The following is an 11,517-nucleotide window of genomic DNA, read 5'->3' as shown; positions in this document are numbered from 1 at the left end:
GACCTGCGCGGCATAGGGATTGGCGGGGTCCCAGGTGGCCGCAGGCGCACTCGCTCCTGTCGCCACGTCTGCCTCGGCGGCCCGCTGAAAAGTTCGATCTTCGCGTCGGCGAAGGCGGCTCATTCCGTGAGCTGTGCGATCTTCGCTGCGGCGTCGCGGAGCACACCGGGTATCAGCCGGCGATGGACGGCGGACAAGGGAGGCCACACGCTATGGCCCAGAGGCCGGTCATAGCGCAGGAAGGTCCCCAGCGACACCTGACCATCGGTCGCCTGTACGAGGAGATTGCCGGTCAGAAACCAGGAGGCGGCCTCGAGCCGGATCCAGCCTTCGCCACGTTCGCCGATCTGCCATCCGCCCACGGTGTCCGGCGATCGTCCTCGGCTGAGCCGGAGACCGAGGAGACCGCGCCAGATCAACTGCTCCGCGACCGTGGGGACGTGGCCGAACATCGCCCGTGCCCACTGTTCCGGTGTCGCGTCCGCGTTCGTGGAGAGGGTGAAGCGGTCGGCGTAGTCGATGTCGGGCAAGGAGCTGAGCGCTCGGACGGATTCGGGGATGTTGTGCGTCCCCACGGCGCTGTCAATGAAGCCGACGGTCATCTCGCTGTCTCCGTTCATGTGTACGCCACCGTATAAACTGAGGTTAGCTCGTTTATACGGTGGCGTATATACGGTGGCGTACAAACGGTGGAGAAGCGAGGTGGGACACATCGTGGGCGCGACTCGCACGCCGCGTGACAGGTGGATCGAGGAGGGGCTGCAGGCGCTGGCCGCCGACGGCCCAGATGCCGTCCGCGTCGAGGCGCTGGCGAAGAGGCTCGGCGTCACGAAAGGCGGGTTCTACGGGTTCTTCGCCGACCGAGACGCGCTGCTGAAGGCGATGCTGGACGTCTGGGAGCGGGAGAGCACCGACGAGGTGCTCGAACGCATCGAGCGTGAGGGCGGCGACCCGAAGGCCAAAATCCAACGCGCGGGCGTGCTCACCTTCTCCAGCGACCGCCTGCTGCCCATCGACCTCGCGATCCGGGACTGGGCCCGGCGCGACGAGGCGGTCGCCGAGCGCCTGCGACGGGTGGACAACCGGCGCATGGCGCTGCTACGCGAGATGATCGGCACCTTCTGCTCCGATGCCGACGAGGTCGAGGCCCGCAGCATACTCGCCTTCTGCTTGGCGATCGGCGAGCATTTCCTCGCCGCCGACCACGGCGACCGCACCCGAGCCCAGGTCCTTGCCCGCGCCGCCGACCTGCTGTTCAACCGCCCCCGCAAAGACCATAGCCACTGACCACCTCGGCCGGACGGCCCGCCGGGACCGTTTGACAGATGCCACGCCAATGGAGATCGTTTCCCGGGAGTGGACCAACTCTCCCTCGGACCTGTGGCGGAAGGGTGCGGCGAAGTTGATCTTTCGTGGGCTGCTTGCCGGTGTTCTCGTACTGATCGTGGGGGCGCTTTCCCCGCCGACCGGCAGCTGGGCGGGCCGGCGCTATAGCCGTGGGCGAAGGGGCAGGTGAGGAAGGCAGGACGGTGAGGTTTCGACTTCTCGGCCCGCTGCTGGTCCAGGCCGGTGACTTCCCCGTACGGATCGCGGCGCCGAAACAGCGCACGGTTCTCGCCCTGCTGCTCGCACGCGCCGGCCACGTCGTGCCGGTCCGGTCGCTGGTGGCGGAGGTGTGGGACGAGCGGCCCCCCCGCTCCGCGGTGGCGAACCTGCGCACCTATCTCATGCAACTGCGCAAGCTGCTGCCCCCCGCCGCCGATCCGGCCGCCGAGCGCCTGGTCACCCTGGACGCCGGCTATCTGCTGCGGGTCGAGCCGGCCGAGTTCGACCTGTTCGCCTTCGAGGCGCTGTCCGCACGAGGTCGCCAGGCACTGGCCCGGCGGGACCTCGACACGGCGCAGGACGCCTACACCCGGGCGCTGGCGCTGTGGCGAGGGCCGGCGGCCGAGGACGTGCCCGCGGGGCCTGCCCTGCGCGAGGTGGTCGCCCGTCTCACCGATCAGTACCTGAGCGCGGTGGAGGAGCACACGGAGATCCAGCTCGCGCAGGGCAGGCCCATGGCGACGGTCAAGCGGCTGCGTGAGCTGATCGGGCGGTATCCCCTGCGGGAGCGGCTGTACGGCCAGCTCATGGTGGCGCTGTACCGGTGCGGCGACGTGGTCGGCGCGCTGGACGTGTTCGGCGCGGCCCGCCGGGTCCTGGCCGAGGAGCTCGGACTCGACCCCGGCCCCGAGCTGCGCCGCCTGCACCAGGCGGTCCTGCGCCGGGACACGGATCTGATGTCGCCGGTCGGGCCGCGGACCGGCGAGGACGCCGTGAGCATGCGGGCCGGTGCGGATGGCGAGGACACTGCGGCCGTGCGGGCCGACGAGGACGCTGCGGCGGTGCAGGATGGCAAGGACAGGGACGGCGAGGACGGCGAGGACGGCGAGGACGCTGCGGCCGTACGAGTCGGCGAGGACGTCGCGGTCGTGCGGACCGGCGACGAACGTCCCCGCCCCCGCCAGCTTCCCCGCGAGCCCGTGGCATTCGTGGGCCGGTCGGCCGAGCTCGCCCGGATGCTCACCGTGCTGTGCGGCGGCCCGGAGCAGGGCACCGGGCCGCGCGTGCTGGCGTTGCACGGCCTGGGCGGGGTCGGCAAGTCGGCGCTGGCGCTGCGGGCGGCGTACGCGGTGATCGACCGTTACGCCGACGGCCAGCTCTACGTCGACCTGCAGGGATCGAGCCCGGGCCTGCTGCCCCTGCGTCCCGCCGAGGTGCTCGGCCGTTTCCTGAGGGCGCTGGGAATGCCTCACGGGGAAGTGCCCGCGGCGCCGGCGGAGGCGGCGACCCAGTACCAGTCGCTGCTGGCCGACCGGCGGTTCCTGGTCGTCCTCGACAACGCCGTCGATGCGGCCCAGGTGGCTCCGTTGCTGCCGGCGGGCGGCGGCTGCGCGGCGCTGGTCACCAGCCGGGTGGCGCTGACCACCATGGACGCCGAGCCGATCGCCGTCGACGTGTTCGACGAGGCGGACTCGGTGCGGATGCTCACGCTGCTGGCGGGCCGGGCCAGAGTGGACGCCGAGGCCGAGACGGCGGCCGACATCGCGCGCTGGTGCGGCTACCACCCGCTGGCGCTGCGCATCGCCGGCGCCCGTCTCGCCGGTCGTCCCGACTGGTCGCTCACGCGGTTCGGCGAGCGCCTGCGCGACCAGCGGCGACGGCTGGACGAACTGCGGGCGGCGGACCTGGGCGTCCGCTCCTGTTTCGAGGTCGGCTACGCGGCGCTGACGAGCGGCTCGGGCCGGGCCACCGACGCCGCCGCACGCGCCTTCCGGCTGTTCGGCGTGCTCGCCGTGCCCGAGGTCAGCGTCGGGCACGTCGCCGCGCTCCTCGACACCGGCCCGGACGTGGCCGAGGACGCCCTCGATGAGCTGACGGAGGCCCGTCTGATCGAGCCGGTCGGCGACGGGCGGTTCCGCATGCACGACCTGCTGAGGCTGTTCGCGGCGGAGCTGGCCGTCATCCACGACCCGCCGGCCGAGCGCGCACAGGCCGTCCGGCGCGCGCTGGACCGTTACCTCGACCTCTGCCATCAGGTGAACGACCTGCTCCAGCCGCACCGGCGATTCGGCGACGGGTACCGGCCGAGCCGGCAGGGCAGCGGCGTGGATCTTCGCAGCCCCGCCGAGGCGGTGCGATGGTTTGAGACCGAGATGCCGTGTCTGATCGCGGCCGCCGTCCAGGTGGCGGAGAGGGAGCCCGCGATCGCGTGCTTCGTCACCCAGCTGATGCCGCTGATCAGGGCGCTGGCGACCAAGGGGGGCCACTGGCGCGAGCTTGAGATCGTCGCGCAACTCGCCATCGAGGTGGCGCGGAGGCACGACGACCAGGTGGGGGAGGCGTCCGCGCTCGCGATGCTGGGGCTGGTGGACTGGAGGGCCGGTCGGCCCGGTGCGGCCCACGGCCACATGCACCGTGCGCTTCAGCTCTGGCGCGAGCTGGGCGATCGGGAAGCCGAGGGGATGGCGCTGCACAATCTCGGCTGGCTGAACATGCAAACTGACGACCTCGACGCGGCCCTCGGTCACATCACCGCCGGTCTGCAGCTGCTTGAGACGCACGCGTCGAACCGGGTCGGAGTGGTCATGCACAATCTGGGCGAGGTTCTGCTCCGGCTCGGCCGCTTCACCGAGGCGGCGGAGTGTTTTGAAAGGTGCCTGACCATCCGCAGGTCGGACCGTGACCCGCTTGGGGAGAGCATCACCCTGGCCGCGCTCGGCCGCGCCTACTGCCTGCTCGGCCGCAGGGGCGAGGCACTGGCCACGCTCGGGGACGCGCTGCGCCGCTGCAGAGAGACCGGTAACCGGGAGGACGAGTGGGAGGTGCTGCTCAGCAGGTCCGAGATCTGGCTCCGGCACGGCGATGCGGCTTCGGCCTCAGCCGATCTGGTCCGAGTCCAGGAGTTGACCGCCCAGGTCGGTAACGCCTACGGTCAGGCCGCCGCCGCCCGCCAGCTCGCCAGGGCCCGCGCCGCGCTAGGGGATCCCGCTGCAGCGGAGGACGCCCGTCGGGCCGAGGAGCTCTTCGCGTCGCCCGCCATGCGCATCGATCCGGTGCTGGAGAGGTTGCTCACCTCTCGGTTGTAGCTCCGCTGTATCGGTGGCTGTATCTCCTCAAATTAGCGTTTCGGCCAGACCACATCGCACACTGATCTGAAGGAGACACAGATGCGTCTACGTGCGGCACTTCTGGCCGTGGGCATGGCCGTCCTGGCGGTCGGCACGCTCGGCGCTCCCGCTCAGGCGGCCGGTCCGATACACATCGGCTACTACAACAAGGCCAGATGCGTTGAACTCGGCACGCAGTACGTGCGTGAGGGTTTCAAGAAGTACGAGTGCAGGTGGATCGCCGCCCAGGGCATGTACAGCCTCTGGGTGGGGTAGTTCCGGCACGGACGGCGCCACCCACCCGGGCGGCGCTGTTTCCGTTGCTTCGCCGCTGTGACCGGCATATTCGGGGGCATGGCCGGTCACGGCGGCATCAGCGTGGCGGAGGACCCGAGCTCTCGCGCACCACGAGGTCGGTCGACAGCTCGACCCTGCGGGGCTCGGGGGTCTCGCCGCGGGAGATGCCCAGCGCCATGCGGGTGGCGAGGAAGGCCATCTCCTCCAGGGGCTGGCGGACCGTGGTGAGCGGCGGCCAGGCGGACTTGGACAGGGGCAGGTCGTCGAAGCCGACGACGCTCAGGTCGTCGGGCACGCGGAGCCCGCGCTGCCTCGCGGCCTCGAAGACGCCGAAGGCCTGCATGTCGCAGCCCGCGAAGATGGCGGTGGGACGGTCGGGGAGCGAGAGCAGGGCGTGGCCGTGGTCGTGGCCCGATCCGACGAGGAAGTCGCCGTTCAGGATCAGCGACGGATCGACCTCGACCCCCGCGGTCTCCAGCGCGGCCCGGTAGCCGTCTATGCGGGCGCGGCTGCACAGCATATCGGGCGGTCCGCCGATCATGCCGATCCGGCGGTGGCCGAGCTCCAGGAGATGACGGGTGGCGGTCAGGCCGCCCTGCCAGTTGGTGGCGCCCACGGAGGCCACGTCGGGGGCGGGCTCGCCATCGGGGTCGATGACCACGAAGGGAATCGAGCGCGCGTTGAGCTGGCCGTACTGCTGGCTGGAGAGCCGGGAGCTGACGATGATCACGCCGTCGGTGCGGCGGGCGGCCAGGCGTTCGAGCCAGTCGCGGCCGGGGCCGGCGTGGGTGTGCAGTACGGAGATCACGATGCTGGCCTCCGCCTCCCTGGCCGCGCTCTCGGCACCGCGGATGAGCTCCATCGCCCATGGGCTCTCCAGCTCGGCGAAGATCAGGTCGATCATGCCCACGGGCCCGTCCGCGCTCGCGGTGCGGCGGATGTAGCCGTGTTCGTGGAGCAGTTGCTCGACCCGCTTGCGGGTCTGGGGCGAGACCTCGGATCTACCGTTGATCACTTTGGAGACCGTGGGAGAGGAGACGCCCGCCTCCTCGGCGATGTGGGCGATCGTCACCCGGCGCTTACCTGACATGCCACGCAGCATATCCGAAAACTTTCGGAGTGTCGCTCGATGGCTCACCGCGGAGCACATCCCCTCGTGAGGGCCTCCCTATCCGGGGCGCCGAGAGGCGGAGGGTAATCCGCATTCTCTCCGGTTATTGAAACTTTTTGTGATCTTATGAAAGATTCGGTCCCTCATGCATGAGGAGGTCGGTCATGTATGACGGTTCGATCCCGTCCGCACCCCTCCGATGCCTCAGTCTGCCCGGTGGGGATTGCCCGGTCCACCGGAGGGGAGAGCGCCGCCGTCTCCGGCCCGGGTACATGGGTCGACCTTTGGGCGGATATGAAACTTTCACGAGAATCCCGGGCGGCCCGCGTGGTGGATGCCGTCCCGTAAGGGCGGCTGTCATGGCCCGGCAGCTGCCACCTCACGCCTATTGACGTGGGATGGAAGACCTATCTAATGTCACGGGCACGAAATATTCGGATTAAGCCCGAAATATTTTAGCCGTTCGGCGAGCCGTGCTCCCCAGCGGGCGGTTCCCGGCAAGTGGCTGAGGAGATTTGATGCCTGACAACCAGACACCCCTGCGCGTGAACGGATCCCGGCTCGTCGATCCCTCGGGAGATCCGGTGCGGCTGCGCGGGGTGGGCCTCGGGGGCTGGATGAACATGGAGAACTTCATCACCGGCCACCCCGCCAACGAGTCGTCGATGCGCACCGCGGTGGGCGACGTGCTCGGGGAGGAGCGTGCCGCGTTCTTCTTCGACCGGCTGCTGACCTCGTTCTTCGGTCCGCAGGACGCCGCGCTGCTCAGCGCGATGGGGGTCAACTGCGTCCGGATCCCGGTGAACTACCGGCACTTCGAGTCCGACGACCGGCCGATGGAGATGCGGGAGGAGGGGTTCCGCCGGCTGGACCGGGTCATCGGGCTGCTGGGCGCGCACGGGATCTACAGCGTGATCGACCTGCACGCCCTGCCCGGTTCGCAGAACCAGCACTGGCACTCCGACAACCCCACCCATGTGGCGGCGTTCTGGCAGCACCGGCACTTCCAGGACCGGGTCGTGCACCTGTGGGAGTTCATGGCCGACCGCTACAGGGACAACCCGTGGGTGGCCGGGTACAACCCGGTGAACGAGCCGGGCGACGTGGCCGGCCGGGTCGTCGGGCCGTTCTACGACCGCCTGGTCAAGGCGGTCCGCGCCGTCGACCCCGCGCACGTGCTCTTCCTCGACGGCAACACCTACTCCACCGACTTCACGATCTTCCGCGAGGTCTACGAGAACACCGTCTTCGTCTGTCACGACTACGCCCTCGCCGGATTCGCGCACGGCGGGCCGTACCCCGGCTACACCCGCGGGGAGTGGGTCGACCGCGAGCACCTGGAGCGGGCCTTCGACAGAAGGACCCTCTTCCAGCGGGAGACCGGCACGCCGCTGTGGGTGGGGGAGTTCGGGCCCGTCTACACCGGAGACCCGGAGATCGACGCCCAGCGCTACCAGATCCTCCGCGACCAGCTCGCCATCTACGACGCCCACGACGCCGGATGGTCGCTCTGGACCTACAAGGACGTCGGCCTGCAGGGGGTGGTGCACGCCGACCCGGCGGGGCCGTACCTGAACCGCTTCGGCGCCTTCATCGACAAGAAGCAGCGCCTCGGCGCCGACCGGTGGGGCTCGACGATGGAGGAGACGGCCGACGACCTCGCGCCCCTGCACCGGCTGATGGACACCGAGGCCCCGTCCTGGAATCCGTACCCGTGGGGGGCGCGCTACCAGGTCGACGACCTGATCCGGCACATCCTCATCGCGCAGGCGCTCGTCCCCGAGTACGCGGAGCTCTTCCGCGGCCTGTCCGAGGAGGAGCTGGCCGCGCTCGCCGACTCCTTCGCGCTGGCCGGTTGCGTACGGCGGGAACCGCTGGTCGAACTGCTGACCGCCAGTCTCGCGGGCCAGGCGGGATCCGGCTCCGGAGCCGCCTCATGAACGCTCCGCGCAACCGCCTCGTAACAGCTCGACAACGGCCGTTGATCCAGCTGTAAAGCCGCTGTAATCTCACGGCACCAGCAGAAACTATCGGATATTAGTCGAAAGTTTTCAATCCGGATCTGAGCGGCGGTGATCCGTCAGCAGGCTCCGCGAAGTGGGAGAGCGAGCATCACAGGTCCGCTCCCGCACCCGGCCGGAGGCCACCCGGCGCCAATGAGGGTTACCGGAACACCGCGGACATCTCCATCGAAAGGAAGGGATCATCGTGATCTCGTTAGGTCGACGGAGCGTGGCGCTGCTGGCAGCGGCCTCGCTGCTTCTGGGGGGCTGCGCAAGCGAGGACGGGGGCGACACCGGAAAGGCCGCCTCCAAGACGATCGAATGGTGGCACATCCAGAACATCGAACCGATGCTGCCCGTATGGCAGGCGCTGGCCACCGAGTACCAGAAGGCGCACCCCGGCATCACCATCAAGGTCACACCCCTGGAGAACGAGGCGTACAAGGCCAAGCTGACCACGCTCACCCAGTCGGGGTCGATCCCCGACATCTTCAACACATGGGGCGGAGGCGTGCTGCAGCAGCAGATCGAGGCGGGGCTGGCCAAGGACATCACCGCCGACATCGCCCCCTGGGCCGACACGCTCACGCCGGCCTCCGTGCAGCCCTACCAGTTCGACGGCAAGACCTACGCGGTGCCGTTCGACGTCGGCATGGTGGGCTTCTGGTACAACAAGGCGCTGTTCGCCAAGGCGGGTGTCTCCGAGCCGCCGACCACGTGGACCGGATTCCTCGACACCGTCAAGAAGCTCAAGGCGGCGGGGATCACCCCGATCGCCCTCGGGGGCAAGGACAAGTGGCCGGGCCACTACTACTGGGCCTATCTCGCCATGCGCGTGGCGGGCCTGCCGGCGCTCAAGCAGGCGGGCGCCGACGCCACCTTCACCGCGCCCGAGTTCGTCCAGGCGGGCGAGCGTCTCAAGGAGCTCGTCGACCTCGACCCGTTCCAGAAGGGCTTCCTCGGCGCCGGGTACGGCACGCCCGACGGGCAGGCCGCGCTGATGGGCAGCGGAAAGGCCGCCATGGAACTGATGGGTCAGTGGGCGCCGACGGTCCAGCGCGACTCGTCGGGCACCCCCGACGGCATCGGCGACGACCTGGCCTTCTTCCCCTTCCCCGCGGTCGAGGGCGGCAAGGGCGACGCGACGGACGCCTTCGGAGGCGGCGGCGGGTTCGCCGTCGGCAAGGACGCGCCGCCCGAGGCGATCGACTTCCTGAAGTTCATCTCCAACCTCGACAACCAGCGCAGGGCGGTGGCGACGGGGGCGTTCCTTCCGGTCGTCAAGGGAGCGGAAGACGCCATCAAGGACGCGAAGCTCGCCTCGGTGTCCGAGGCGCTCGGGAAGGCTGCCGGATTCCAGCTCTACCTCGACCAGGCCTACGCGCCCGCCGTCGGACAGCAGGTGAACGACAGTGTGGCCGAGCTCATCGCCGGGACGCTGGGAGCCAAGGAGGTCACCGAGGCCATCACCGAGACGGCGAAGAACGAGTGACGAGAAACCCGGCGGAGAACGAGTAGAGGACGAGCGCGAACGATGAGTGCACCGAAGGGCGTGTCCGAGCTTTCCGTCCCGGCCGATGAGCGGCCGAAAGACGCGGCGGCGTCCCGCGCGGCCACGAAGGAGGAGGGCACGCCCGATCGGCGCCGGCGTCGCGGCTGGGTGACGATCACACTGTTCCTGCTCCCGGCGATGGTGCTGTTCTTCCTACTGGTCCTCGTGCCGATCGCCATCGCGATCTACACCAGCCTGTTCAAGTGGAACGGCCTGGGCGGCCCGCCGACCAACTTCCTGGGGCTGGACAACTTCGTCCGGCTGTTCGAGGACAAGATCTTCCTCGGCGACCTGCAGCGCGGCCTGATCCTGATCGGCCTCTCCCTGGTGATCCAGCTGCCGCTGGCCCTCGCCATCGCGATGCTGCTCAACCAGCGCATGCGCGGCCGGGCGCTGTACCGGGTCGTGTTCTTCGTGCCCTACGTCCTCTCCGAGGTCATCACCGGCGTCCTGTTCACGATGGTCTTCTCGCCCACCCGGGGACTGGCGAACCAGGTCCTGGACCTGGTCGGGCTGGGCAATCTGGCGACGACCTGGCTCGCGGACCCGTCGATGGTCCTGTACTCGCTGTTCCTCGTCATGACCTGGAAGTACTTCGGCTTCCACATGATCCTTTACCTGGCGGGGCGGCAGGGCATCCCCAGGGAGCTGACCGAGGCGGCCGAGATCGACGGGGCCGGCGGCTGGAAGGCGTTCTGGTACATCACCCTGCCGCTGCTCGGGCCGACGATCCGCATCAGCGTCTTCCTGGCCGTCATCGGCGCGGTCCAGCTGTTCGACCTGGTGTGGGTGCTCACCGAGGGAGGACCCATCCACGGCTCCGAGACCATGGCCGTGACGATGTTCCAGCAGGGTTTCAAGCGCTACCAGGTCGGCTACGCCAACGCGATCAGCGTGGCGATGTTCCTCATCAGCCTCGTCTTCGCACTGGGCTACCAGCGATACGTCCTGCGCCGTGACACCGAAGGAGCGATCACCGTTATGCGAGACCAGCGATGACCGGGCGGAGCGCTCGCGCGACGGCGCCCGGCCGGCGGCCGGGCGCGCGGCTCCGGACCCTCCTCCTGCACGCGACCGTCATCGTGCTCGGGGCGTTCATCGTCGTGCCGATAGTCTACGGAGTGCTCGGCGGCTTCAAGGACAACGCCCAGCTGGCGACCAGCCCCTTCGGGCTGCCCTCACCGTGGGTCTTCTCGAACTACGCCGACCTCCTGGTCTCCGCGTCCTTCTGGCGTCCGCTCGGCAACAGCGCGCTCATCGGGGTGGCCACGACGCTCCTCGTCGTCGGCGTCTCGGCGCTGGCGGCGTTCGTCTTCGCCCGGTTCGCCTTCAGGGGAAGGGAGCTGATCTTCACGCTCTTCTCCGTCGGGCTGATGTTCCCCTTCGCGGTGGCGATCCTGCCCCTGTTCATCCTGCTGCGGACCTTCGGCCTGCTGGACAACCCCCTCGGCGTGATCCTGCCCCAGGCCGCCTTCGGCCTGCCGGTGACGATCATTGTTCTGCGCACCTTCTTCAGGAACATCCCGAGGGAGATCGAGGAGGCGGCGACGCTCGACGGGTGCACCGCCTACGGGTTCTTCTGGCGGATCCTCCTGCCGATGGCCCGGCCGGCGCTCGCCACGGTGTCCGTGCTCGCGATCGTGGCCAGCTGGAACAACTTCATGCTGCCGCTGGTCGTCTTCAACGACCCCAACTGGTGGACCATCCCGGTCGGGCTCCGGCAGTTCCAAGGCCAGTACTCCACCGACACGGCTCGCGTCCTGGCCTACGTCGTCCTCGCGATGCTGCCCGCCCTCGGGTTCTACTCGATCGCCGAGAGGCACCTCATCGGCGGCCTTACGGCCGGGGCGACAAAGGGCTGACCCGCCTCCTGCCCGGCCTCCCTCGGGGGTAGTTCTTTAT

Annotated in this window: 9 protein-coding genes; 7 read left to right on the top strand and 2 right to left on the bottom strand. The window is 69.2% G+C overall.

Annotated elements, in window-relative coordinates; all coding sequences use genetic code 11:
- Window positions 1-119: 119 nt before the first annotated feature.
- Window positions 120-620, bottom strand: coding sequence for a hypothetical protein (locus CHC08_RS17585; RefSeq protein ID WP_245878384.1), 501 nt, complete (start codon window positions 618-620; stop codon window positions 120-122).
- Between the two features lie 82 nt (window positions 621-702).
- On the opposite strand from CHC08_RS17585, the gene CHC08_RS17580 reads away from it, so the two are divergent.
- The 3 genes from CHC08_RS17580 (at window position 703) to CHC08_RS17570 (ending at window position 4,928) form a co-directional block, all read left to right on the top strand.
- Window positions 703-1,287: a TetR/AcrR family transcriptional regulator gene (locus tag CHC08_RS17580; protein WP_089208375.1), complete on the top strand. Its 585-nt coding sequence runs from the start codon at window positions 703-705 to the stop codon at window positions 1,285-1,287.
- Window positions 1,288-1,529: 242 nt separating this feature from the next.
- On the top strand, window positions 1,530-4,631 hold the full coding sequence (locus tag CHC08_RS17575) for an AfsR/SARP family transcriptional regulator (RefSeq protein WP_143653252.1): 3,102 nt from the start codon (window positions 1,530-1,532) through the stop codon (window positions 4,629-4,631).
- Window positions 4,632-4,712: 81 nt separating this feature from the next.
- Entirely contained in the window at window positions 4,713-4,928 is a 216-nt protein-coding gene (locus tag CHC08_RS17570) for a hypothetical protein (protein WP_089208373.1), read from the top strand.
- A 97-nt stretch (window positions 4,929-5,025) separates the two neighbouring features.
- On the opposite strand, the gene CHC08_RS17565 is transcribed toward CHC08_RS17570, so the two are convergent.
- Window positions 5,026-6,039, bottom strand: a complete 1,014-nt coding sequence (locus CHC08_RS17565; protein WP_089208418.1) for a LacI family DNA-binding transcriptional regulator — start codon at window positions 6,037-6,039, stop codon at window positions 5,026-5,028.
- Window positions 6,040-6,578: 539 nt separating this feature from the next.
- On the opposite strand from CHC08_RS17565, the gene CHC08_RS17560 reads away from it, so the two are divergent.
- The 4 genes from CHC08_RS17560 (at window position 6,579) to CHC08_RS17545 (ending at window position 11,477) form a co-directional block, all read left to right on the top strand.
- Complete coding sequence (locus CHC08_RS17560; protein ID WP_089208372.1) at window positions 6,579-8,000, top strand: glycoside hydrolase family 5 protein; 1,422 nt, start codon at window positions 6,579-6,581, stop codon at window positions 7,998-8,000.
- 268 nt (window positions 8,001-8,268) lie between these two features.
- Window positions 8,269-9,555, top strand: coding sequence for an extracellular solute-binding protein (locus tag CHC08_RS17555; RefSeq protein ID WP_245878383.1), 1,287 nt, complete (start codon window positions 8,269-8,271; stop codon window positions 9,553-9,555).
- Between the two features lie 42 nt (window positions 9,556-9,597).
- Window positions 9,598-10,614, top strand: a complete 1,017-nt coding sequence (locus CHC08_RS17550) for a carbohydrate ABC transporter permease (protein ID WP_089208371.1) — start codon at window positions 9,598-9,600, stop codon at window positions 10,612-10,614.
- On the top strand, window positions 10,611-11,477 hold the full coding sequence (locus CHC08_RS17545) for a carbohydrate ABC transporter permease (RefSeq protein WP_089208370.1): 867 nt from the start codon (window positions 10,611-10,613) through the stop codon (window positions 11,475-11,477). The genes CHC08_RS17550 and CHC08_RS17545 overlap by 4 nt, the downstream gene beginning before the upstream one ends.
- Window positions 11,478-11,517 lie beyond the last annotated feature (40 nt).

This window comes from Streptosporangium subroseum, assembly GCF_900188345.1.
Classification (GTDB): Bacteria; Actinomycetota; Actinomycetes; order Streptosporangiales; family Streptosporangiaceae; genus Streptosporangium; species Streptosporangium subroseum.
This window is presented reverse-complemented; position numbering and strand designations above follow the sequence as displayed.